Here is a 23738-nt window from a genome sequence, read left to right as displayed (position 1 = left end):
GTCAGTCGCCCTCCCCGAGCTGGTAGCGGCGCACCGCCCGATTATGCGCCTTGAGGGTGTCCGAGAAGACGTGGCTGCCGTCGCCGCGGCTGACGAAATACAGGCTGTCGCCGGCGGCCGGATCCGCCGCCGCCTCGATGGCCGCCCGTCCGGCGAGGGCGATCGGTGTGGGCGGCAGACCGTGACGAGTGTAGGTGTTATACGGATTGTCGGTGCGCAGATGACGCCGCAGGAGATCGCCGTCGAATCGCTCGCCCAGTCCGTAGATCACGGTTGGGTCCGTCTGCAGGCGCATGCCCTGGCGCAGCCGACGCACGAAGACACCGGCAATGCGGCGACGCTCCGCGGCCTGTCCGGTTTCCTTTTCAATGATCGAGGCAAGCGTCAGCAGCTCATCGGGGCTGTCCAGGGGCGTTGGCTGCGCGCGTTGCGCCCAGATCGATGCGAGGGTCGATTCCAGATCCCGATTGGCGCGTCGCAATATCTCGACATCGGTCTCGCCGCGCGGAAAGCGGTAGGTCTCGGGCAGGAAGCGGCCTTCCGCGGCCTCGCCGGGGCGACCGATGGCGCTCATCAGCGCCGCATGGGTGACACCGGCGGGCAGTGTCTGGCGGATCTGCGGGTGGCGGCGGATGGCGGCGAGCACTTCGTCCACGCGCCAGCCCTCAACCAGTGTGATTTCGTACTCGATGACCCGGCCGTGGACCATGCGCTGGACCAGCCCGGCTGCGGTCAGGCCGGCGCTGATGGCGTACTCCCCGGCCTGGATGCGATTGGCCAGATCCTGCCAGCGCGCGTAAAGCCGCAGCGCCAGCGGATGGTCGATGAGGTCCCGCTCGGCCAGCTCATCGGCCACCCGGGCAAAGCTGCTGCCCCGTTCAACGGTGAGCGGCGCCGCATCGCTGCGGACCATGGGGGCGGTCTCGAGGTGTCGAACGCTGCTGGTCACGACAACCACGACGACCACCGCCAGCGTCGCCATCAGTGCCGCCGCGATCAAGCCCACACGCCGCCGGCTCATGATCTGACCACCGCCGGCAGCAGCGCCGTGCCTGCGCGGACCAGCTCATCCTGGAGTCGATCCGCCCAGGGACTGCGCGGGAGGGGGTGACCGGCCAGTGTCCGTACGGGCCACAGGCCGACGAGGCTGTTCACCAGCATGACGCCCCGGGCCTGCCAGAGATCCGCCCGCCGCACGGCGGTCCGCTTGACCGACGCGCCGCTGGCCGCCGCCCGATCGAGCAGCCAGCCCTGCATCACACCGTCCACGCCGCAGTCATCGGTAGCGGGCGCGCAGAGGTGATCCCCCTGATCGATGATGAGATTGCTGCTGGTCGCCTCGATGATGCGTCCATCCATCGCCTCCATGACGCCCTCGGCAGTGCCCGGATCGCTCCACTCGCCCCGCGCGAGGACCTGCTCAAGCCGATTGAGATGCTTGATCCCGGCCAGCGCCGGCTGGACCGCGAGCCGGGTCTCACAGAATCGCACGGCGACGCCCGTCTGCCACCAGTCATCGGGGCGCTCGGGCACCGCGCCGCATTGAGTGATCGTCGTCGTCTGTGGCGCCGTCGGCGGCGCATAGCCGCGCCCCCCTTCACCCCGGGTAACGGTCAGTCGGAGCGTGCCGAATCGTGGCAGGGCCAGCGCTGCCAGATCGGCCTGCCAACGCCCGCGGGACGGAACCGGCAGACCGAGTCGGCGGCAGCCGGTCTCGAGCCGGTCAAGATGCCGTGTCCAAAGCTGTGGCTGATGCCCGACGATGGCGAGAGTCTCGAAGACGCCATCCCCGTAACGCAGACCGCGATCATCGATGCCGGCAACGGTGCCCGGCTCGCCGTTGACCCGACAGGCGTCGCGGGCGGCGTTCACGCGTCAAGCGCGCGAAAGATCACCGTCCCGTTGGTGCCACCAAAACCGAATGAATTGGACAGGGCGGCCCGGATCGGTTGGTCACGCGCGACATTGGGGACAAGGTCCATGTCGAGATCCTCGTCCGGTGTTTCGAGATTGATGGTGGGCGGCAGGATGCCGTCGCGCATGGCGAGCAGCGTGAAGACCGCCTCGACCCCACCCGCGGCGCCCAGCAGATGCCCGGTCATCGATTTGGTGGAGCTCACCGGCAGGCGCCGCGCGTGCTCGCCGAAGGTGCCCTGCACCGCCCGCAGCTCGGCGCGGTCGCCGGCCTGGGTGGAGGTGCCGTGGGCGTTGACGTAGTCGATCTCATCCGGGTTCATGCCGGCGTCTTCCAGCGCCCGGTCCATGCAGCGCTGCGCCCCCTCGCCCGTCTCGGCGGGCAGGGTCATGTGATGGGCGTCCCCGCTCATCCCAAAGCCGGCGATTTCGGCATAAATGGGCGCCCCTCGCCGGCGTGCCTGCTCGTATTCCTCGAGAATCAGCACCGCCGCCCCGTCGCCCAGCACAAAGCCGTCCCGGCCCTGATCCCAGGGCCGACTGGCGCCCTGGGGATCGTCATTGCGGGTGGACAGTGCCCGGGCCGCCGCGAAACCGCCCAGCCCGGTGGGCGTGGTGGAGAACTCGGCCCCACCGGCGATCATCGCATCAGCATCCCCGTAGGCGATCATGCGCGCGCTCTGGCCGATGTTGTGGGTGGCACTGGTGCAGGCGGTCACTGTCGCGACGTTGGGCCCCTTGGCGCCTAGCAGGATCGACAGGTTGCCCGAGACCATGTTGATGATCGCACTGGGGATGAAAAACGGCGATATCCGGCGCGGGCCGGATTCAAGATAGGTCTTGTGACCTTCCTCGATGGAGTGAATGCCACCGATGCCGGAGCCCACGGAGACGCCCACCCGGTCGGCGTTCTCCGAGTCGATTGTAAGCCCGGAATCCCGCAGCGCATCCACCGCCGCAGCGATTCCGTAATGGATGAAGGGGTCCATCTTGCGGGCTTCCTTGCGACTGAGGTACTGCGTGACGTCAAAGTCACGCACCTCGCCCCCGAAGCGAACCGCGAACGGCGTCGTATCAAAGCGCTGGATCGGCTGAATGCCGCTGCGCCCCTCACGAATGCTCTGCCAGGCGCTGTCAGTGGTGTTGCCCACCGGCGACACGATACCCAGCCCGGTGACTACGACCCTGCGTCCGATCACCCGCGAACCCCCTGCCGTTACTCTTCGAGGTGACGGTTGATGTAGTCGAACGCGTGCCGGACCGTGGTGATCTTCTCGGCTTCCTCGTCCGGGATCTCGCACTCGAACTCTTCCTCGAGCGCCATCACCAGCTCAACGGTGTCGAGCGAATCCGCGCCCAGGTCGTCGACGAACGACGCCTCGGCGGTCACTTCGTCTTCCTTGACGCCGAGCTGCTCGACCACGATTTTCTTGACTCTTTCCTCGATGCTACTCATCTCGCTCCTACCTCTCGGATTGCAATTGTGGGGCTATGGCCCGAACCGGGGCGTATTCTATGGAATACGGTGACAATGCGCCAGCAACCGGCTACGGCATCAGCAGCCCGCCGTTGACGTTAAGGGTTTCACCGGTGATATAGCCACCGGCGGGGGATGCCAGAAAGCAGGCCGCCGCCGCGATATCCGCGGGCTGGCCCAGCCGCTGCAGGGGTGTCTGCGCGGTCAGCGCCGCGCGCTGATCATCGTCCAGCGCGTCGGTCATATCGGTTTCGATGAACCCGGGGGCGATGGCGTTGACCGTGATATTGCGGGCCCCGACCTCGCGGGCCAGCGAACGGGTCATGCCCAGCAGCCCGGCCTTGGCCGCGGCGTAGTTGGTCTGACCGGCATTGCCCATCAGCCCCACCACCGAGCCGATATTGATGATGCGCCCGTGGCGGGCCTTCATCATCCCGCGGAGCACCGCCCGCGAGACGCGGAACACCGCACTGAGGTTCGTGTCGATGACCTGATCCCAGTCCTCGTCACTCAGGCGCATGGCGAGGTTGTCGCGGGTGATGCCGGCATTGTTGACCAGAATCCCGGGCGTGCCCTCGTTGGCGGCGATATCGCGCACGCAGGCATCAATGGCCGCGCGGTCCTGGACGTCAAGCGCCACTCCGCGACCGGCGATGCCCAACGTCTCGAGATGGGCGCTGATGCGATCGGCCCCCACCTCGCGGGTCGCGGTGCCGATCACCGTCGCCCCGCTGCGGCCGAGCTGTTCGGCGATCGCCGCCCCAATGCCGCGGCTGGCGCCGGTCACCAGGGCGATCTCGCCGTCGAGTTGCAGATTCATGTCAGCTCCAGTGTGTTCAGTGCCTTGGCCAGCGAATCCGGATCGTGGATCGCCTGAATGCCCATCCGGCGGTCGATTCGGCGGTTGAGCCCGGCGAGGACCCGTCCCGGCCCGCACTCGACCACCTGCTCGATACCCTGGCCGGCGAGCGTCTCGATGCAGCCGGTCCAGTGCACCGGCGAGCGCACCTGCTCGACGAGGCGCTCGCGGATGGCCTCGGGCGCCGTCCCCAGACTCAGATCAACATTGTGAACCACGGGGATGGCCGGCGCATGGACCGGCACATCCGCCAGACGCCCGGCGAGTCGCTCAGCCGCGGGCGCCATCAGCGAGCAGTGTGCCGGCACGCTCATCGGCAGCATCACTGCCCGTTTGGCCCCGGCCTCGCGGGCCGCCTCGAGGGTGCGGTCGACCGCGGCGCGGTGCCCGGCTATCACGATCTGCCCCGGGGCGTTGTAGTTGACCGGCTCGACCACCCCATCGCCCGCCTGCTCACACAGCGCAGCGAGGGTGGACTCATCCAGTCCCAGGACCGCCGCCATTGCCCCCTCGCCCTCCGGTACGGCGTCCTGCATGTAGCGGCCACGATCGCGCACCAGTTCAACGGCGACGGGAAAGTCCAACGCCCCGGCGGCGACCAGCGCGGTGTATTCGCCCAGGCTGTGCCCGGCCATCAGCGCCGGCAGCGCCCCGCCGCCCTCACGCCACGCCCGCCAGACCGCGACGCCGGCCGTGAGCATCAGCGGCTGGGTATGGTCGGTGCGGTTGAGCAGCGTCTCGGGCCCCTCGCTGGCCAGTGCCCACAGGTCTTCGCCCATGGCGGATGAGGCTTCGATGAAGGTTTTCTGGACCACGGCATGGCGCTCGGCCAGGTCCGCGAGCATCCCCAGTGATTGGGAGCCCTGACCGGGAAACACGAAGGCAAGATCGGTACGCGTCGGCATAGTCATTTCCGTTCAGTAGCGGATCAGGGCGGAGCCCCAGGTGAAACCGGCCCCGAAGGCTTCAAGCAGCAGCAGATCACCGCGCTGGATACGGCCATCGCTCACCGCCGTGTGCAGGGCGAGCGGGATCGACGCCGCCGATGTGTTGCCCTGCTCGGCGACGGTGCTCACCATCCGGTCGGTGGACAGTCCGAGCTTACGCGCCGTCGCTGTCATGATGCGGATGTTGGCCTGGTGCGGCACCAGCCAGTCAACGTCGCCACGGGCCAGCCCGTTGGCTTCAAGCGTTTCATCAACCAGCGCGCCGAGGGTGCGCACCGCCACGCGGAACACCTCATTGCCGCGCATACTGACCTTGCCATGACTGCCCTGCAGTGACTCGTAACCCTGGGCGACGCCCCAGGGCACGTTGAGTAGTGGTGTCTGCCGTCCGTCGGCATGCAGGTGGGTGGAGAGGATGCCCGGCGCCTCGCCGGCCTCGAGCACCACCGCTCCGGCGCCATCGCCGAACAGCACACAGGTGCTTCGGTCGGACCAGTCGAGGATGCGCGAGAACACCTCGGCACCGATCACCAGCGCGCGGCGGGCACCGCCTGTGCGGATGAACCGGTCGGCCACATCCAGACCATAAACGAACCCGGAGCAGGCGGCCCCCAGATCGAAAGCGATGGCGCCGGAGGCGATACCGAGGCGCTCGATCAGTCGACAGGCGGTGCTGGGGAAGACATGATCCGGCGTCGAGGTGGCGACCAGCACCAGGTCGATGGCGTCGGCGCCGATCCCGGCATTGGCAAGCGCCTCGAGGGCCGCCGCCTCGGCCAGGTCCGAGCAGATCTGATCGGGGGCGGCGACGTGGCGCTGGGCGATGCCCGTGCGCTCGACGATCCAGCGATCGGAGGTCTCAACCAGGGTCTCGAGTTCGGCATTGGTCACCACCCGCTCGGGCAGGTAACCGCCGGTACCACTGATCCGGGAATGGCTCATTGCGTCGGACCCGCGCCGAAGATCTCACCGAGACGCGCGTCGATCCGCTGAGGGATGGCCTCGGAGGCCTCGATGAATCCGGTCTCGATGGCCTGCTCGAACGCCCACGCGTCGGCGCTGCCGTGGCTTTTGACCACCACACCGCGCAGCCCCAGGAGACTGGCGCCATTGTATTGGCGATGATCGAGGCGCCGGCGCAGGGCCTTGAGCACCGGGAGCGCCACAAGCCCCGCCAGGCGGGTGAAGCCGTTGCGCCGGAACTCATCGCGCAGGTACTGCGAAATCATCGCCGCCACCCCTTCGCTGCTCTTGAGCGCCACGTTGCCGGTGAAACCGTCGCAGACCACCAGGTCGGCGACATTGTGGAACATGCGGTCGCCCTCGACGTAACCGACGTAGTTGAGGCCGCTCGACTGCAGCAGCTGGGCCGCCTGCTTGACCTGATCATTGCCCTTGATCTCCTCCTCGCCCAGGTTGAGCAACCCGATGCGGGGATGGTCGCTGTCACCGGCCGCTTCGACAAGCACCGACCCCATGACGGCGAACTGGAACAGGTGCTCGGCGGTGCAGTCGACATTGGCGCCCAGATCGAGCATCCGGAACCGCCCGCCGCGGCAGGGAATGGTCGTGCAGATCGCCGGCCGGTCGATGCCCGGCAGAGTCTTCAGCCGATAGCGCGCGGTAGCCATCAATGCGCCGGTATTTCCGGCGCTGACGCAGGCATCGGCTTCGCCGCTGCGCACCAGATCAATGGCGACCCGCATCGATGAGTCGCGCTTGAAGCGGAGTGCCTGGGAGGGCGACTCGTCCATGTCGACGACCTGGCTGGCGGGTTGGATGGTCAGGCGCTGGCGGACCGGCGGGTCGAGCGAGGCGGCGGCGGACTCAAGGCGCTCCTGATCCCCGACCAGGATCAGCGACAGCGACGGGTGACGGCCCAGCATGGCGGCGGCCGCCGGCAGGGTGACCGCCGGGCCGTGATCGCCGCCCATGGCGTCGATGGCCAGGGTACAGGTATCACTCATGGGTGCCGCTTCACATCGCCACAACGAAATGACCGCGTCAGCGCAGCGCCGACGCGGCCGATGGGTTCACTGCTCACCCAGCTAGTCGTCCTTGCCGGTGGTCACCTTGCGTCCACGATAGTAGCCGTCGGCGGAGATGTGATGGCGGCGATGGGTTTCCCCGGTCGTCGGCTCCACACTGAGCGTGGGGTTTTCGAGGGCGTGGTGGCTGCGGCGCATGCCACGGCGCGAAGGGGATTTTTTCGATTTCTGTACGGCCATTGTTGATCCTGCCTGTTGCTGAGTCGGTCAGTGTACCTCACCCGAATCGTCCCGCTTGAGTGATTCGAGTGCCTGAAATGGGTTGTCGCGCGCGGGGGCGGCCTCGCCCGCCGGTCCGAACTGCCGTTGTCCGCCGTCGCAGTCCGCATCGTCATGGGTCGGGATCACCGGCAGCGCCAGTATCAGCTCGTCTTCGATCAGCGCGGCGATGTCGAGCTGCCCCTTGGGCGCCACCACCACGGGCTGATCGGCCCCGTAGCCATCCGCCTCTTCAATCCGATCGACGACGACCAGATCGAACGCCCCCGCCGTATCCAGCGCGACCGGCGCCAGACAACGCTCGCAGACCAGTGTGACCACGGCCGAGCAGTTGCCCTGAAGCCGGGGCCGCCCGCGATCGATGGTCAGCGTCAGCGTGGCGCTGACATCGCCCACCCGGGCATCCAGGGCATCCATGCGTGGCAGCGGACAGCCCGCCAGCGCCCCGGCCCACGAGTGCTCGCCCTCGCCCAGACGGGCGATGTCGACGCGATGCGGTAAGCCATTTCCGTGCATAACCGTTGAATGTTAGGGGGCCATGGGGAAGCTGTCAAAAAGCGCTGACACCGGCCCACAACAGTTTGCGTCCGCCCGCGCCGTCGTCGACCATATTCCATCGACCTTCAACCCGGGATCCGCGCATGGCCTCCATCATCCTCGCCTCAAGCTCCCCCTATCGCGCCGAGCTGCTGCGCCGTCTGCAGATCGATTTCACGACGATTGCCCCGAATATCGACGAGACCCGTCGCCCGGGGGAAACCCCCGAGACCTACGTCCGCCGTCTGGCCCGGGAAAAGGCCGCGGCCGTTGCCGCCGATCATCCCCGGGCCGTGGTCATCGGCTCGGATCAGTGCAGCGAATGCCGGGGGGAGATCCTCGGCAAGCCGGGCACGGTGGAGCGGGCCATCGATCAGTTGCTGGCCGCATCCGGCCAGCCGGTGACACTGACCACCGCCGTCGCGGTCAATGACCCCGCCAGCGGCCATATTGAAGTCGACGCCGTGACGACGGACGTCCGCTTCCGACGCCTGGCGCGCGCCGCCATCGAGCGCTATGTGCACACCGATCAGCCGCTCGACTGCGCCGGGGCATTCCGCGCCGAAGGGCTCGGAATCAGCCTGTTCGAGTCGATCCGCACCGACGACCCCAACGCCCTGATCGGCCTGCCGCTGATCGCGCTGAATCAGCTGCTCGGGCGGATCGGCATCATCCGCCCCTGATTCAGGGGCGCAGCGTCGGGCCCTGCATGCGATTCAGGGTGGTGGCCATGGCGCTGCCGACCTGCTCAAGCGCCCGGTCGAGCAGCCGCCGGCGCGGCGTGTAGTCGACCCGTCGGGGCGCACCGATCACCGAGCGGGCCACACTCTCGGGGCTGCCATAGGCGTCCGCGAGCCCGATCTCGATGCCCTCGCCGCCGGTCCAGATACGTCCCGAGTAGAGGGACGACGGGTCGCCGGTCAGCCGATCGCCGCGGCCGGCCTCGACCGCCTCGATGAACTGCTCGTGAATGGCGTCGAGCATGCCCTGCATTTCCTCTATCTGATCAGAGTCGGGTGGCATGAACGGATCCAGCCCGGCCTTCTCGTCGCCGGCGGTGTAGACACGGCGCTCGATACCCAGCCGATTGATGGCTTCTGAGAAACCGAACCCCCGATTGATCACCCCGATGGAGCCGATCAGTGACGCGCCATTGACATGGATCTCGTCCGCCGCGGCGGCGATGTAGTAGGCACCGGAGGCCATGATGTCGCCGGCCACCGCATGCACCGGTGTCTCCGGGTGAGCCGAGCGGAGCCGTTCAATGGCCTGGTAGACGCGGCTCGAGGCCACCGGCGAGCCGCCGGGGCTGTTGATCTGCAGCAGGACGCCCTCGGCGTTCTCCGCCTCGAAGGCGCGCTCCAGACCCTCGATGAGGCGCTCGGCATTCGCCGGGCGACTGGCCAGGATCGGTCCGTTGACCTGCACCACAGCGGTATGGGGCCCGGTGGGCTGGGACTCTCCCAGTGTCAGCAGCGGACCCAGAGTCGAGAAAACCGCCGTGCCGATGATCAACAGGAATACGATGCGCAGGAAGATCCCCCAGCGGCGGGTACGCCGACGCTCCCGAACGCTCTCAAGGGCAACCTCGCGAAGGGTTTCACGCGCCCAGGACTCATCATCACTCATCGTTCACTCCCGTTCATCACGGCCTTCCGGCCGGTTATTGGTGCTCGAGGCGCGATAGCAGCGCCTGTAGATCGTCGGGTAACGGCGCCGTCACATCGATCCGGCCATGACCGGGCAGCTCGAAGCCCAGGTGCTCGGCGTGTAGAAACAGCCGCCTGAGCCCGAGGGTGCGGAGCCCCCGGTCAGCCCGATCGTCGCCGTAGCGCGCATCCATCGCCACCGGATGACCGATGGAGGCCGCATGGGCGCGGATCTGATGGGTACGCCCGGTGTGGAGCGTGGCCCGAACCTGGCTCCACCCGTCATACGACTCGAGCAGGGCGACGTCAGTTCGCGCCGATTGACCCGCTGGGTGGACGCGCATCACCCGCTCACCCCCCTTGCCGGCCTCCGCCCGCAGCGGGGCGTCGATGCGCTGTTGCGGCGGCGACAATGGGCCCCGCAGCAGGGCCAGGTAGTGCTTGTCGACGCGGTTGTCGCGGAACTCGCTGTGCAGGGCCCGCAGCGCCGAGCGTCGTTTTGCCAGGACCAGACAGCCACTGGTATCCCGGTCAAGCCGATGGGCGAGATCCAGGAAAGGCGCCCGCGGGCGCATCAGGCGCAGTGCCTCGACCACGCCGTAGGCGATGCCCGAGCCGCCATGCACGGCCATACCCGACGGTTTATCGATGATCAGCAGGCGGTCGTCTTCATGAATGATTGCTGACTCCAGCCGCGCCATGACGGCGGACGACGGCGCCATGGCCTCGCCCGCCGCTGCCTGGCGCACCGGGGGCAGTCGCACCCGATCGCCTTCCGCGAGCCGATAAGTGGGCCGGATGCGACCGCCGTTGACGCGCACTTCACCCCGCCGCAGCAGCCGGTAGACGCGGGTGCGCGGGACGCCCTTGAGCTCACGCAGCAGGAAATTATCGATGCGCTGGCCGGCCAGTTCCGCCGCCACCGTGTGAATCGTTGCTCCGGGCAATCCGCGTCTCCGCTGTGGAAAAGACCCCAAGAGTGCCACAGATCCCGCCGGTTTTTGGACGCCCTGCCGCCCGGTTGCTATAGTGCAAGAGCTGTCACGGGTGAGAGAGGCGCGAATCGGTGCGCTCCCCGCCAGCCGGAAACGAATGCTGAGTGGGCGCGAGTCGTGGACTGGCGCCCGATGGAACCAACAATCAATACTGACAACGCGCCTGCCCGGGCGCCCGCAATAATGGATGCCCCATGATGGGTCTCTTGATCCTGCGAATCCGCTGCCTGCCGTTGACGCTCGCCAGATTTTTCTGGCGGTGCGCCGGCCAGCGTAACGCGTGTGCGGACGCCACGGACCGGCGCCGGAGACTAAGACCGCATGAAAAGAATGCTCGTCAATGCAACCCAGCCCGAAGAGCTGCGGGTTGCGCTGGTGGACGGCCAGTCCCTCTACGACCTCGACATCGAGACCCCTGCACGGGAGCGTAAAAAAGCCAACATCTACAAAGGCCGGATCACCCGGGTCGAGCCCAGCCTCGAGGCCGCCTTTGTTCAATATGGTGCCGAGCGCCACGGCTTTCTGCCATTCAAGGAGATCGCACGCGAGTACTTCTCTGGCGACAGCGACGTTGATCCCGCCAAAGTCTCCATCGCCGATGTCATCGCCGAAGGCCTTGAAGTCGTGGTGCAGGTCGAAAAGGAGGAGCGTGGCACCAAGGGCGCCGCGCTGACCACCTTCGTCAGCCTCGCCGGCCGCTACCTGGTCCTGATGCCCAACAATCCCCGCGCGGGCGGTGTATCCCGGCGCATCGAGGGCAATGAGCGCAACGAGATCCGGGATGCTTTGAAAGCGCTTGAAGTCCCCGACGGCATGGGGGTGATCGTGCGCACCGCCGGTGTCGGCCGCAGCGCCGAAGAACTGCAATGGGATCTGGACTATCTGCGTAACCTCTGGTCGGCGGTGGGCAAGGCCGCGGAGACCCGGGCGGCGCCTTTCCTGATCTATCAGGAAAGCAATGTCATCATCCGTGCCCTGCGCGACTATCTGCGCGCCGACATCGGCGAGATCCTCATCGACGATCGGGATGTCTACGAGCGGGCCCGCGAGTTCGTCGAGCAGGTCATGCCCCATAACCTGCAGAAGCTCAAGTTCTACGACGACCGTGTGCCGCTGTTCAGCCGCTATCAGATCGAAAGCCAGATCGAGTCGGCCTTCCAGCGCGAGGTGCGCCTGCCCAGCGGGGGCGTGATCGTCATCGACCACACCGAGGCGCTGATCTCTATCGACATCAACTCGGCACGCGCCACGAAGGGTGCGGACATCGAGGAAACAGCGCTCAAGACCAATCTGGAGGCCGCCGACGAGATCGCCCGACAGCTGCGGCTGCGGGATCTCGGCGGTCTGATCGTCATCGATTTCATCGACATGGGCCCCAACCGCAACCAGCGCGAGGTCGAGAACCGGGTCCGTGATTCGGTCAAGCAGGACCGCGCCCGCGTCCAGCTGGGGCGCATCTCGCGGTTTGGCCTGCTGGAAATGTCGCGCCAGCGACTGCGCTCGTCGCTGGGTGAAGCGGCGCTCGAGGTCTGCAGTCGCTGCAGCGGCCAGGGCACCGTGCGCAGCGTCGAATCCCTCGCCCTGTCGGTGCTGCGGATCATCGAAGAAGAGGCGATGAAGGACAAGACGGGCAAGGTGGTCGCCCAGCTTCCGGTGGACGTGGCGACCTTCCTGCTCAATGAAAAGCGCGGCATCCTCGAGACCATCGAGACCCGCAACGGGATCGGCGTCATCCTCATTCCCAACCGGGCGTTCGAAACGCCGCACTACGAACTCCAGCGCGTGCGCACCGACGAGGATCTGCCGGCGGAGAACAGCTACGACCTGAGCAGCGAAGACACCGCCCCGAGCCGGGCCGAAGAGCTGCTCACCGCCGAGCGGCCCCGCGCCGAACGCCCCGTCGTCAGCGGGGTCAGCGCCGGGCGCCCGGCACCCACCCCGCAGCAGCCCGCCGCTGAAGCACCACCGGCGGCGAGCCCCGCGGCCGAGTCGACACCGGCCGCCGTTGCCCCCACGCCCGAGCCCGGCACACCGCGTGCGCCCGGACTGATCGGCTGGCTGAAACGCCTGGTCAGTGGTGATGATGACGGCACACGACACTCACCGATGACCGACTCGAACCGGAGCGAGGCGGGCACCCGGAGCACGGAGTCGGACGAGACCGAAACCAGCGAGGGCACGGGGCAGCGTAACCGCAGTGGCAATGGCCGACGTCGCCGCAGCGGCGGCGGGGGTCAGTCATCCTCCGGCAACCGTCGGGGCGGTCAGCGACGCAGTCGCAGCGGGGGCAACGGCAGTGACGACGACGCCACCCCGCGCGGCGCCGAGACAAGTGCGGCAAGCACTGAGTCAGACGCCTCTGAGCCTGCCCGCAACACCCGCAAGAAAAAGGCTGCCGAAGACAAGCCGGCCGCGAAAAAACCCGCGTCGAAGCCGGCGGCGAAACCCGCCGCGAAGGATGAGACGCCGGCGGCAGAATCCACCGCGACCGGCGGTGCCAAGCAGACCGAGGCGCGCAAAGACGGCAATGGCGAGGAAGGCAGCGACGCCAATGAGGCGGCCAGTGGCAGCACCCGTAGCCGCCGGGGACGCCGCGGCGGCCGCCGCCGGCGTCGTAACGGCGGCAACGGCGGAGGCGCTGAGGATACAGGTTCGGGCGCCGAGAATAGTGCTGATACTGAAACAGCGGACTCCGCAGCGCCGGGCGATGGGGAGAAGCCTGCGCCCAAGGCCAAGGCGGCCTCCCGATCCAGGAAGGCCGACAAGGGCGAGGCCAAGACCAACGCGCAGGAAACTGAATCGGCTCCGAGCAATGGCGCGGCTGCCGAAACCGGTGGCGCCGGGCGCACGGACGATCCGCGCCGCTGGTCCGGGCGTCCGCGGCTTCCCGCCAATGAGGCCGATGCGGCCTCGCCTGGCGACAACGCCGGCGACTAGTCGTCGGCCGGTCGCGCCGCGATCGCGTCAATCAGGCCATTCGCCGCGTCATCGATCAGTGAATGAACGCGGCGAAAGCCTGAATCGCCGCCATAATAGGGATCGGGCACCCAGTCCACGCCCGGGGCCGCGGCATGGCTCAGCATTGGCTGGATCTTATCCCGATGGGCGCTGGGCGCCTCAGCCCGCAGCCAGGCGTAGTTGCCCTCGTCCATGGCGAGGATGTGGTCAAAGAACTCGAAATCGAATCCGTCCACCTGCCGGGCACGCAGGTCACTGATGTCGATCCCCTCCCCGGCCATCAGCCGCTGGGCGCGCCGGTCCGGTGCCCTGCCAACGTGATAGTCGTGGGTGCCGGCGGAATCGGTGCTGATGTGCGCCGCCAGTCCCCGCGTGCGGAGGCGTTCGCGGACAATCCCCTCGGCGATCGGTGAGCGGCAGATATTGCCCATGCACACAAAAAGCAGGCGCGTCATTGGCGATCTCCTGTTGCTGTTGAACCGATCGCGGCCTCGGCCATTGCCAGATCCGCGGCGGTATCGATTCCCGGCCCCGGCGGCTCATCGGCGTCGGCCACCTGAATGTGGACGCCCGCCTCGAGCGCCCGCAGTTGTTCGAGCTGCTCAATGCCCTCCAGGGCACTGACCGGCAGTGCGGCATACTCGCGCAGAAACCCCGCGCGGTAGGCATAGATCCCCAGATGCCGGCGCGCCACTCGGCGCAGCCGGTCCCCCTGGCCCTCGCGGTCCCAGGGAATGGCCGCCCGGCTGAAGTAAAGCGCCCGCCCGCTGTGATCCGCCACGAGCTTGACCGCATGCGGGTCATGCAGTTCGTCGCTGTCGTGGAGGGCCGTTGCCAGTGTGGCCATGGACGCCGCCGGGTTGCCTGCCAGGGTGTGGGCGACCTGTGCCAGCAGCGCGGGCGGCATCAAAGGCTCGTCGCCCTGCAGATTGACCACGATCTCCGCGGGGTCCAGTGCGCAGGTCGCCACCACCTCGGCAATCCGCTCAGTGCCGCTGGCATGGCCGGGGTCCGTCAGGCAGCACTCCGCGCCCAGTGCGCGGGCACATCCGGCGATATCGGCGTGGTCAGTGGCGATGATCACGCGGCGCGCACCGCTTTCCGTGGCGCGCTGCCAGACATGCTCGATGACCGGCCGCCCGCCCAGCGGCAGCAATGGCTTACCGGGCAGCCGCGTGGACGAGTAGCGCGCCGGAATGACGACCGTAAAAGCGTTCATGGCGTTCTCCTGCGTTGCTCAAACCGGTGCCGGGCAATCTCGAGCAGGCCTTCCAGACGCTCTGCACTGGCGGCGTCGGGCCGGGCGCTCACCGGCAGCTGCCAGCTACCGGCCGGCGCGAGGCCACTCAGTTTCACCGCATCCTTCTGCGTGACCACAAGGGGATAGCCGCGACTGTCAGGCAGATCCCCGGCCCGGTAGTGATGGTGGTCGCCAAACGCATGGGGGATCACCTCGAGGCCCGATTCGCGCAGGCTCTCGAAAAACCGCTCAGGCTCGCCAATCCCCGCGACCGCATGGACGCGGTCTCCGGCAACGGGCGCCACACCGGCCGTCTCGCCCAGCGGCTCCAGCGGATCGGCGAGCAGGTCAAAGCGGTCCCCGTGGGGGCCGGCCGCGCCGCCCCGGCCGATGACACAGTCCACCTCGCGCAGCCGGCTGAGCGGTTCGCGTAACGGCCCCGCCGGCAGGCAATGCCCATTGCCCTGCCCCCGTCGGACATCCACCACCGCCACTTCGGCATCGCGCACCAGCCGGTAGTGCTGCAGGCCGTCATCGCTGATGACCAGATCGACGCCCTCCCCGCTCACCAGCGCCCGGGCGGCGGCGGGGCGATCGCGACCCACCATCACCGGCACACCCGTGCGCCGGGCGATGAGGACGGCCTCATCCCCGACCCGCTCGGGATCCGTCTCGGGGCCGACCCGCTCGATGCCCTTGGCGTGTCCCCCATAGCCGCGCATCACCACACCGGGCCGCCAGCCACGGGCCGCTGCCCGATCCACCAGCCAGATCACCAGCGGCGTCTTGCCGCTACCGCCCACAATCAGGTTGCCCACCACCACCACCGGCGCAGCGATGAACGGTGGGTTGCGCTGCAGCCGCCGGCGCCGCCAGGCCGCCGCCTGACGGAACAGCCACTCCAGTGGAAGGAGCAGCGTGGCCAGCCCCCCGGTCCGCGACCAGAACGCCGGCCATTGCCTAGTCATCGGCCGCCGGCGGTGTCTCGCGGCGGAACTGCAGCCGATGCAGGGCGGCATAGTGCCCGCCCCGGGCAATCAGCTCGCGATGGGTTCCCTGCTCGACGACACGTCCTGCATCGAGCACGACGATCCGGTCGGCGCGCTCGATGGTCGACAGCCGATGGGCAATGACCAGCGTGGTGCGGCCACGGATGAGGCGCTCCAGCGCCGACTGGATATGCTGCTCCGACTCCGAATCGAGCGCCGAGGTGGCCTCGTCGAGGATCAGCACCGGGGCATCCTTGAGCAGCGCCCGGGCGATGGCCAGACGCTGGCGCTGCCCCCCGGAGAGCTGTACGCCGTCGGCGCCGATCAGCGTATCGAATCCCGCCGGCAGTGCTTCGATGAACGTCCGCGCATTGGCCGCCTCGGCCGCCGCCATGATGGATTCGCGCGACGGCATGGGATCCTGACCGTAGGCGATATTCTCGGCGACACTGGTGTTGAACAGCACCACCTGCTGACCGACCAGCGCCAGCTGCCGGCGTAGCGCATCCAGTCGATAATCGCTCAGGGATACGCCATCCAGGCGGATCTCGCCGGCCGATGGCTGATAGAAACGCGGCAGCAGATTGACCAGCGTGGTCTTTCCGCTGCCCGATCGGCCGACGATCGCCACCGTCTCACCGGCCGGGATATCCAGGTTGATGCCGTCCAGGACACTGTCAGCGCCGCTCGCATAACGAAAGCTCACATCGTCAAAGCACAGGCTGCCTTCAACGCGGGCCGGCGCATAGCCGCCGGTATCCGGCTCCGGGGGTTCATCGATGATCTCGAAAATGCTCTCGCCGGCGGCGATGCCACGCTGGATCTCGGCATGAACGCGAGTCAGCCGCTTGAGCGGCTGGAGCAAAAGCATCATGGCGGTGATGAAGGACACGAATGTGCCGACACTGACGGTGGTCACACTGCCCTGGAGGGTCGCCAGCCAGACGACGATGGACAGCGCCAATGCCGCGCAGAACTGGACCACCGGGGTGCTCAACGCCTGCGTGCTGGCGAATTTCATGAACTGCTCGGTGTTGCGGCGGTTGGCCGCCTCGAAGCGCTCACGCTCCACCGCCTGCGCTCCGTGCATGCGGACCTCGTCACTGCCCTCGATGGCCTCCTCGGCCACATAGGCGATGCTCCCCACCGATTGCTGGATGGTATGGCTGAGGCGCCGGAAGCGCTTGCTGACGTAGAGCACGACCCCGATGACCACCGGCCCGAGCAGCATGAACGTGAGGGTCAACGAGACGCTGAGCCAGGCCATATAGGCGAGCAGGAACACCACGGTGGCGGTGTCACGGATGATGATCACCATGGCATTGGTCCCGGCCTGGGCCACCTGCTCGACGTTGTAGGTGAGCCGCGACAGCAGCATGCCCGAGGACACATCATCGAAATACCGGCGCGGCAGGGTCAGCAGCCGGGCGAACACCTCGCCGCGCAACTGCGCGATGACCCGTCGACTCACCCAGGCGGTGCCGTACTGGGCGGCAAAACTGCTGATGCCCCGCACGAGGAAGATGCCCAGCACCCCCAGCGGAATCAGCCGCAGCGTGGCCGGGTCACGCTCGACAAAGCCGGAGTCGAGCATGGGCTTGATCAGCCACGCAAAACCCGCCTCGCTGGCGCCGGTAATCAGCATGCCGACAACGGCCAGTGCCGCGACACGCCAGTGGATGAGCACATAACTGATCAGCCGGCGGTAAATCTGCAGACCGCTCGCCGACTGACTCCCGGGTCCTGTCGCACTCATGACCCGTCATCCGTGCCGGTGGTGGCGATCCCCACCTCGGTGAAACCGTTCCGCCCGGCCTGGTCCATCACGGTCAGCACCTGCCCATGGGGAACGCGATGATCGGCCCGGATCAGCACCTGCCGGGCCTCGGCGGGGCGCCCGCGGCGCGCCTCGGTCAGTACCCGGCGCAGTGCCGCCGCGCCGCCGGCCACGGTCTCCCCGTCGACCTGGATGGCGCCCGCGGCGTCGATGACGATCTCAACGGGGGCGGTCTCCATGGGCTCGGCGGTCTCCGCAGTGGGGAGCGTTACGTCCAGCGCGTCGCGCTCGCTGAATGTGGTGGTGATGATGAAAAACACCAGCATGAGAAAAACCACGTCAATCAATGGCGTGAGGTTGATCTCGGGCGCTTCGGACTCGCGGGTGGGCAGCTTCATGCCTTTCCCGCCGGCATCGGGTTGCGGTCGAGGACATCGGCCAGTTTGAGGGCTTCCCGCTCGATGGCGACGATCAGGCGGTTGGCGCGGCCACGCAGATAGCGATGGGCAGCCACCGTGGGGATGGCCACGGTCAACCCTGCCCCGGTGGTGATCAGGGCCTCGCCGATACCGCCGGCAAGCGCCCGGTGGTCACTCAGTCCTTCGGCGTCAATGCCGGCGAAAACATCGATCATGCCGATCACGGTACCCAGCAGACCGAGCAGCGGCGTGACGGCGGCGATGGTGCCCAGGGTGGTGAGGTGGCGTTCGAGCTGCAGGGCCTCGACGCGCCCGGTTTCTTCGATCCGCTCCAGCCGGTCGGCCCGCGAAAGCCCGGCATGCGTCAGCCCCGCGGCGATGACCCGGCCGAGGGGCGAGCCGGCGCGCAGTCGACGCAGATTGACCGGCCCCAGCGCGTCAGTGGCCACCAGCCGCCAGACCTCGGGGACCAGATCCGCGGGCGCGACCCGGGGCTCGCGCAGGATCCACGCCCGCTCGAGCATAATGGCGATGGCCAGGATGGAGCAGCCCACGATGGGCACCATCACCCAACCACCGATACGCATCAGTTCCCACACGTTGGTTGGCGCGACTCCATCGGTAACAAGGGATAAGGCAGTGGATGGTAATGGATTGACGGGTCATCCGGAAAGCGACGCCGCCGGGGCGAGTCGTGAAGCAGGCGCCGCCCGGGGCCCCGCGCCGCCCGCCAGCGGGGCGCGCGCTGCGGGTGCAGTTCGAGCGTCAATGCGCCGTGGCGACCGGTATCATGCAGCGGTATGCCGCGACAGCGCAGGCGGCGGATGACCGCCGGGTGAGGCATGCCGTAGGCATTGCGGTAGCCGGCGGCAAGGACCGCGAGCCGCGGCGACGCCCGCTCGAGCAGTGCCGCACTGCTGCCGGTGCGACTGCCGTGGTGGGGCGCCTCGAGCGCGACCACCGGAGCATCGATGCGCGGCGCAATGCGCCGCTCAATGGCCTGGTCGATGTCGCCGGTGAACAGGACATCGCCGCCGGCCGAGCGCATGTGCAGCACGCAGGAGGCGGCATTCCCGCTCGCATCACCCGGCGCATCCGGCCAGAGGTATTCGAACCGCACGCCATCGAGCGCCCAGGACTGCCCGCGCCGGCAGCGCCGCACCTCAGCGAACTCGGCCAGTGGCTCGCCGGCATCCACCCGGTCGATGCGCACCGCCTGTCTGAGCGCAGGGACCCCGCCGCGGTGGTCGCGATCGGCATGCGTGACGATCAGCCGGTCGATACGCTCGATGCCCCTTTGTTCGAGATACGGAATCAGCGAAAACGCCGCGGCATTGCTGCCCCCGGACCAGGCGGGTCCGGTGTCCACCACCAGGGTATGGCGCCGGGTGTGGATTACCGCGGCATTGCCCTGCCCCACCTCCAGCCAGGTCACCGTCACCGCCCCCGGAGCGGGCGGCTCGGGACCCGCAAGGAAAAAGCCCCCGATCAGGCAGGCCCCCAGCAATCGCAGCGCCCGGCCCGCGGGGACCATCCACAGGGCAAGGCCAGTGGCCAGGCCGAGCCCGGTCAGCGGATCAACCGGATTGAGGGACCATGGGCCGAGGCCGGCGTCCAGCAGCCACTCGCCGGCCCCGACCAGAGCATCCAGCAGTCGGGCCAGCCCGTGCAGGACAGCACCGCCCGGACCGGGCAATCCAATACTGATCACCGCCGCGGGCAGTGCGAGCGGGACGATCAGTAGCGAGAAAAGCGGCAGTACCAGCAGGTTGACGAGCAGCCCGGCCGGACTCCAGCTGCCAAAGAAAAGCCCCGACAGGGGCGCCAGGCCGATCAGCAGCGCCAGCTGGATGCGCCACAGTCCACTCACCGCCCCGGTGCGTCGTCCCCGGACCACGAGGATGATCACCGCGACCGCCACGAACGACAGCCAGAAGCCCGCGCCCAGCAACGCCGACGGATCGATCAGCACCACACCGGTGGCGGCGATCAATAGCAGCCGTCCCGCGCCGACGCGGCGGCCGAGCAGTGCCGCCAGCGCCAGCACCGCGAGCATCATCAGGGCGCGCTGGGTGGGCAGGGCGAAGCCTGCCATGGCGGCATAACCGAGGGCCGCGCCCACCCCGATCAGCGAGGCGGTGAGGCGGCGCTCGCCGGGCAGCCGGGCCAACGCCCAGAGCCAGCGGCCCAGCCAGTAGCCAAAGCCCGCCACCAGGCCGATGTGCAGGCCGGAAATGGCCATCAGGTGACTGGTCCCCGTCGCCTGGAGGACATCCCAGGTGGTCTCGCTGAATCCGCGCCGATCGCCCACGACAAGCCCACGCAGCAGCGCCCCGCCGGGCCCGGGGGTGGCAGCCAGCTCGCTCAGATGCGCGGCCATCCAGGCCCGCCAGGCCACCAGTCCGCGCCCGGGAGCGAGGCGCCGCGCCTGATCCGGCTCGGTCACATAGGCGGTGCCGTCGATATGCTCGCTGGCGAGCCACTGTTCGTAATCGAAACGCACCGGGTTCATGAACCCGCGGGGTCGACGCAGACGAAGCGGCAGCTCCCAGCGCTCACCGGCCCCGATTGCCGGCTCATCGGCGTAGAGGCTGATGCGGATGCGCCGCGGCAGTCCCCGGGATACGCCGGCGACGGATTCAGGCCGCAGGAGAAAACGCTGGCGCCCGTCGCTGGCCCGCGGCAGGCTTACCACGCGACCCACCGCATTCACGGTCTCGGCGCGATCCACCGCCGGGCGGCGCTCAAGCGCTGCGGCTTGACTGAGCAGTGCCACCAGTACGCCAAGCGCCAGCCAGCCGGGCAGCTGGCCCCGACCCGGTAAAGCCAGACAGGGCAGCAGGACGATCGCTATCGCCAGCGCGGGGGCCATACCCACCGGCAGCATCACGGCCAGAATCAATCCCGCGAGCAGCGCTCCCAGCCCATCGCCCACGCTGCGCGGCATGCGCCTGTCTCCCGATGAGGGTCAGACGCCAGATTATCAGCGCCGCTCAGACCTGCTGGAGCCGACCGTCGGCGAGGTTCATCCGCCGATCCATCCGTGCCGCCACGTCCTGATCGTGAGTGACCAGCACGACGCTGGTGCCATGGGCGCGGTTGAGGGACTGGAACAGCGCCAGGACCGACTCGGCGGTCTGATTGTCGAGGTTGCCGGTGGGCTCGTCGGCAAGCAGACAGGCCGGTCGGGTCACCAGCGCCCGGGCGATGGCGACCCGCTGACGCTCGCCCCCGGAGAGTTCGCCCGGTTTATGACCCAGACGATGACCAAGGCCGACTGACTCGAGCATGGCCGCCGCCGAATCACGCGCTTCACCCAGCGCGCTGCCACGGATGAGCAGCGGCATGGCCACGTTCTCGAGTGCCGTGAACTCACCGAGCAGGTGATGAAACTGATAGACAAAGCCCAGCATCCGATTGCGCAGCCGCCCGCGCGCCGCGGCCCGCAGCCGGTGCACGGGCTGCCCGCCGATGCGTACCTCGCCGGCATCCGGGTCCTCGAGCCCACCAAGCAGCTGCAGCAGTGTGCTCTTGCCCGATCCCGAACGCCCCAGGATGGCGATCTGTTCGCCGGCGGCGACGCGGAAGTCGAGGCCCCGCAATACCTCGACATCCAGGCCCCCTTCGTGGAATCCCTTGCCGACCGCGCGGCATTCCAGCACCGCTTCGCGCTCACTCATGCCGCAGCGCCTCCGCCGGCGCGGTGCGCGCGGCACGCCAGGCCGGGTACAACGTGGCAAGCAGGCTCAGCCCGATCGCCGAGAGGCTGATCCGCCAGACATCGCCGGCGCGCAGATCCGATGGCAGATCACTGATCAGATAGATATCGCCGGACAGGAACTGGACGTTGAAGAGCTGCTCGATGGCGGGGACGATCGTCTCGACATTCAGCGCCAGGGCGACGCCCGCGCCGGTGCCGATCAGCGTGCCGACAATGCCCAGCAGGCTGCCCTGGATGATGAAAATGCCCATCACCGTCGCCGGCCGCGCGCCCAGGGTGCGCAGGATCGCGATGTCCGAGCGCTTGTCCTGGACCGCCATGACCAGTGTCGAGACGATATTGAATGCGGCCACCCCGACGATCAGCATCAGGATGATGAACATGACGGTTTTCTCCATCGCCACGGCGCGGAAGAAATTGCGATGCTGCATGGTCCAGTCGCTGACCCGATAGCGCCCCGGCAGCTCCCCGGCGATCGTGCGCACGCGCTTGGGCGCGGTCATGAGATCGTCGAACTCGAGCCGGATCCCGGTGACCGCGTCGCCGAGACGCTGGAGTCGCTGCGCATCGGCCAGATGGATCAGCGCCAGCGAGCTGTCGTACTGCGCCATGTCCACCTCAAAGGTCCCCGCGACCTCAAAACGCCGCAGTCGCGGCAGGATCCCCGCCGCGGACACCCGCACCTCGGGGGTGATCAGGTTGACGGCATCGCCGCGCCCAACGCCCAGCTCATCCGCCAGCCGACTGCCCAGGATGATCTGATACGCCCCGTCGGTGAGATCACTCAGCTGGCCGCTGACCAGGTTGTTGGCGATCCGCGAGACGGCCGGCTCGCGCTCGGGGTCGATACCGCGCACCAGCGCACCGGTCACCGCCGAGCCCCGGGTGAGCATGACCTCGCCGTTGACGAACGGCGCCGCACCGATCACCGCCGGGCGCTCGTCCAGCGTGGGCAGCAGCGACTGCCAGTCCTCGAGACCATCGGCGCCGCCCTGCACGGTGGCATGCGACACCATGCCAAGGATGCGCTCGCGCAGCTCTTTTTCGAAGCCGTTCATGACCGATAGCACCGTGATCAGGGCCATCACCCCAACGGCAATACCCAGCATGGAGCTGGCCGAAATGAACGAGACGAAGCCGTTACGCCGCCGGGCACGGGTGTAGCGAACGCCGATGAACAGCGGCAGCGGCCAGATCATGTCACCACCGGAATACGCCGGTTGACGCGAATGCCCGTGGCATCGGGACTCGCGCCGACACCGATGACCGCGACACCGGCGTGCTGTGCGGATCGCAGGGCGCGGCCGTAGGCCGGATCAATGGCATCGGCGGGACGGATCTCGCTGACATCGCTGCGCTGCGCGCAGAACACCAGCATGCCGCCGGTGCCGCGTTCAGCCAGACGTTGCAGCACTTCGAGATGGCGCACGCCCCGGCTGCTGGGTGCATCCGGGAACACCGCCACGCCGGCCTCAACGGCGGCGGTGACGTTCTTCACTTCAATGAACCGGCCGTCGCCCTCGAGCTGGAAATCGGCGCGCATGGGCTCGTCCGGCACATTCACCTCGGCCCGCAGGGATCCGCCATCGGCCACCTCCGGGATCAGTGCCGGGTCGAGCAGCGCCTCGGCCACCAGGCGATTGGTCCGTCCGGTGTGGATGCCAACCCGCAGTCCCCCGCCCAGTTCCACCTGCTCCCAGGTGTGCGCGTACTTACGGCCACGCCGATCGGTATGCGACACCCACACCCGCATGCCGGGCTCGGCGCAGCCGAGCATCGACCCCGTGTTCGGACAATGGGCGGTGATCGACTCGCCGCTGTCGAGGCTGATATCCGCCAGGAAGCGCTTGTAGCGACGCTGCAGGGTGCCGGCGATAAGCGGCGCTTGATACTCCATGTTGGCAGTCTAACCCCTGCCTGCCCGGCGATCATCCCGTTTCCCGCGATCGCCGCATTGGGTAGACTTCGCATTCGACCGTCAGTGACCCG

The 23738-nt window shown here is 67.9% G+C and carries 24 protein-coding genes; 2 read left to right on the top strand and 22 right to left on the bottom strand.

The features are described from left to right. Nucleotide 1: 1 nt before the first annotated feature. The 10 genes from mltG to FPL11_RS03460 form a co-directional block, all read right to left on the bottom strand. Nucleotides 2-1021: an endolytic transglycosylase MltG gene (mltG, locus tag FPL11_RS03505; protein ID WP_144347352.1), complete on the bottom strand. Its 1020-nt coding sequence runs from the start codon at nucleotides 1019-1021 to the stop codon at nucleotides 2-4. Continuing rightward, nucleotides 1018-1872 (bottom strand): aminodeoxychorismate lyase, encoded by an 855-nt coding sequence (gene pabC, locus FPL11_RS03500; RefSeq protein WP_144347350.1) that lies wholly within the window; start codon nucleotides 1870-1872, stop codon nucleotides 1018-1020. The genes mltG and pabC overlap by 4 nt, the downstream gene beginning before the upstream one ends. Then, nucleotides 1869-3113: a beta-ketoacyl-ACP synthase II gene (fabF, locus tag FPL11_RS03495; protein WP_144347348.1), complete on the bottom strand. Its 1245-nt coding sequence runs from the start codon at nucleotides 3111-3113 to the stop codon at nucleotides 1869-1871. Before fabF ends, pabC begins: the two co-directional genes overlap by 4 nt. A 17-nt stretch (nucleotides 3114-3130) precedes the next feature. Further along, nucleotides 3131-3370, bottom strand: coding sequence for an acyl carrier protein (gene acpP / locus FPL11_RS03490; RefSeq protein WP_023366518.1), 240 nt, complete (start codon nucleotides 3368-3370; stop codon nucleotides 3131-3133). A 91-nt stretch (nucleotides 3371-3461) separates the two neighbouring features. Further along, complete coding sequence (gene fabG / locus FPL11_RS03485; protein WP_144347892.1) at nucleotides 3462-4205, bottom strand: 3-oxoacyl-ACP reductase FabG; 744 nt, start codon at nucleotides 4203-4205, stop codon at nucleotides 3462-3464. Nucleotides 4206-4207: 2 nt separating this feature from the next. Continuing rightward, complete coding sequence (gene fabD / locus FPL11_RS03480) at nucleotides 4208-5155, bottom strand: ACP S-malonyltransferase (protein WP_144347346.1); 948 nt, start codon at nucleotides 5153-5155, stop codon at nucleotides 4208-4210. A 12-nt stretch (nucleotides 5156-5167) separates the two neighbouring features. Continuing rightward, nucleotides 5168-6139: a beta-ketoacyl-ACP synthase III gene (locus tag FPL11_RS03475; protein ID WP_144347344.1), complete on the bottom strand. Its 972-nt coding sequence runs from the start codon at nucleotides 6137-6139 to the stop codon at nucleotides 5168-5170. Next, the gene (gene plsX / locus FPL11_RS03470) at nucleotides 6136-7164 is read right to left on the bottom strand and encodes a phosphate acyltransferase PlsX (RefSeq protein ID WP_144347342.1); all 1029 of its coding nucleotides are present in this window, start codon (nucleotides 7162-7164) and stop codon (nucleotides 6136-6138) included. Before plsX ends, FPL11_RS03475 begins: the two co-directional genes overlap by 4 nt. A gap of 81 nt (nucleotides 7165-7245) precedes the next feature. After that, nucleotides 7246-7425 carry a 50S ribosomal protein L32 gene (gene rpmF / locus FPL11_RS03465; protein ID WP_110882854.1) on the bottom strand — a complete coding sequence of 60 codons (180 nt, stop codon included), beginning with the start codon at nucleotides 7423-7425 and terminating at the stop codon, nucleotides 7246-7248. A 27-nt stretch (nucleotides 7426-7452) separates the two neighbouring features. Further along, on the bottom strand, nucleotides 7453-7980 hold the full coding sequence (locus FPL11_RS03460; RefSeq protein ID WP_144347340.1) for a YceD family protein: 528 nt from the start codon (nucleotides 7978-7980) through the stop codon (nucleotides 7453-7455). Nucleotides 7981-8105: 125 nt separating this feature from the next. Between FPL11_RS03460 and FPL11_RS03455 the strand changes: the two genes are divergently transcribed. Next, nucleotides 8106-8684: a Maf family protein gene (locus tag FPL11_RS03455; protein ID WP_144347338.1), complete on the top strand. Its 579-nt coding sequence runs from the start codon at nucleotides 8106-8108 to the stop codon at nucleotides 8682-8684. Between the two features lies 1 nt (nucleotide 8685). Here the strand turns inward: FPL11_RS03455 and FPL11_RS03450 are convergent, their stop codons facing one another. Both FPL11_RS03450 and FPL11_RS03445 read right to left on the bottom strand, forming a co-directional pair. After that, on the bottom strand, nucleotides 8686-9630 hold the full coding sequence (locus tag FPL11_RS03450; protein WP_144347336.1) for a S49 family peptidase: 945 nt from the start codon (nucleotides 9628-9630) through the stop codon (nucleotides 8686-8688). 34 nt (nucleotides 9631-9664) lie between these two features. Continuing rightward, entirely contained in the window at nucleotides 9665-10597 is a 933-nt protein-coding gene (locus tag FPL11_RS03445; protein ID WP_144347334.1) for an RluA family pseudouridine synthase, read from the bottom strand. A gap of 369 nt (nucleotides 10598-10966) precedes the next feature. Here FPL11_RS03445 and rne point away from each other — a divergent pair, with 369 nt between their 5' ends. Further along, nucleotides 10967-13582, top strand: a complete 2616-nt coding sequence (gene rne, locus FPL11_RS03440) for a ribonuclease E (RefSeq protein WP_186295089.1) — start codon at nucleotides 10967-10969, stop codon at nucleotides 13580-13582. On the opposite strand, the gene FPL11_RS03435 is transcribed toward rne, so the two are convergent. Genes FPL11_RS03435 through sfsA form a run of 10 tightly spaced genes read right to left on the bottom strand, consistent with a single transcriptional unit; the run spans nucleotide 13579 to nucleotide 23646 of the window. Continuing rightward, nucleotides 13579-14058 carry a low molecular weight protein-tyrosine-phosphatase gene (locus tag FPL11_RS03435; protein ID WP_144347332.1) on the bottom strand — a complete coding sequence of 160 codons (480 nt, stop codon included), beginning with the start codon at nucleotides 14056-14058 and terminating at the stop codon, nucleotides 13579-13581. The two genes, rne and FPL11_RS03435, sit on opposite strands and share 4 nt — an antisense overlap. Beyond that, nucleotides 14055-14822: a 3-deoxy-manno-octulosonate cytidylyltransferase gene (gene kdsB / locus FPL11_RS03430; RefSeq protein ID WP_144347330.1), complete on the bottom strand. Its 768-nt coding sequence runs from the start codon at nucleotides 14820-14822 to the stop codon at nucleotides 14055-14057. Before kdsB ends, FPL11_RS03435 begins: the two co-directional genes overlap by 4 nt. Further along, entirely contained in the window at nucleotides 14819-15811 is a 993-nt protein-coding gene (gene lpxK, locus FPL11_RS03425; protein WP_144347328.1) for a tetraacyldisaccharide 4'-kinase, read from the bottom strand. Before lpxK ends, kdsB begins: the two co-directional genes overlap by 4 nt. Then, the gene (gene msbA, locus FPL11_RS03420; RefSeq protein ID WP_144347326.1) at nucleotides 15804-17588 is read right to left on the bottom strand and encodes a lipid A export permease/ATP-binding protein MsbA; all 1785 of its coding nucleotides are present in this window, start codon (nucleotides 17586-17588) and stop codon (nucleotides 15804-15806) included. Before msbA ends, lpxK begins: the two co-directional genes overlap by 8 nt. Beyond that, nucleotides 17585-18007, bottom strand: a complete 423-nt coding sequence (locus FPL11_RS03415) for an ExbD/TolR family protein (protein WP_144347324.1) — start codon at nucleotides 18005-18007, stop codon at nucleotides 17585-17587. Before FPL11_RS03415 ends, msbA begins: the two co-directional genes overlap by 4 nt. Then, nucleotides 18004-18627 carry a MotA/TolQ/ExbB proton channel family protein gene (locus FPL11_RS03410; RefSeq protein ID WP_110882844.1) on the bottom strand — a complete coding sequence of 208 codons (624 nt, stop codon included), beginning with the start codon at nucleotides 18625-18627 and terminating at the stop codon, nucleotides 18004-18006. Before FPL11_RS03410 ends, FPL11_RS03415 begins: the two co-directional genes overlap by 4 nt. Then, a complete protein-coding gene (locus FPL11_RS03405; protein WP_144347322.1) occupies nucleotides 18615-20975 on the bottom strand; it encodes a DNA internalization-related competence protein ComEC/Rec2 in 2361 nt (786 codons plus the stop codon). Before FPL11_RS03405 ends, FPL11_RS03410 begins: the two co-directional genes overlap by 13 nt. Before the next feature lie 46 nt (nucleotides 20976-21021). After that, nucleotides 21022-21708, bottom strand: a complete 687-nt coding sequence (gene lolD / locus FPL11_RS03400) for a lipoprotein-releasing ABC transporter ATP-binding protein LolD (RefSeq protein WP_110882842.1) — start codon at nucleotides 21706-21708, stop codon at nucleotides 21022-21024. After that, on the bottom strand, nucleotides 21701-22948 hold the full coding sequence (locus tag FPL11_RS03395) for a lipoprotein-releasing ABC transporter permease subunit (protein WP_144347320.1): 1248 nt from the start codon (nucleotides 22946-22948) through the stop codon (nucleotides 21701-21703). The genes lolD and FPL11_RS03395 overlap by 8 nt, the downstream gene beginning before the upstream one ends. Continuing rightward, nucleotides 22945-23646, bottom strand: coding sequence for a DNA/RNA nuclease SfsA (sfsA, locus tag FPL11_RS03390; RefSeq protein WP_144347318.1), 702 nt, complete (start codon nucleotides 23644-23646; stop codon nucleotides 22945-22947). Before sfsA ends, FPL11_RS03395 begins: the two co-directional genes overlap by 4 nt. Between the last annotated feature and the right edge of the window lie 92 nt (nucleotides 23647-23738).

The sequence above is a fragment of the Spiribacter aquaticus genome, assembly GCF_007625215.1.
GTDB lineage: Bacteria > Pseudomonadota > Gammaproteobacteria > Nitrococcales > Nitrococcaceae > Spiribacter > Spiribacter roseus.
The sequence above is the reverse complement of the archived record's forward strand: the minus strand, read 5'-3'. Positions and strand labels throughout refer to the sequence as shown.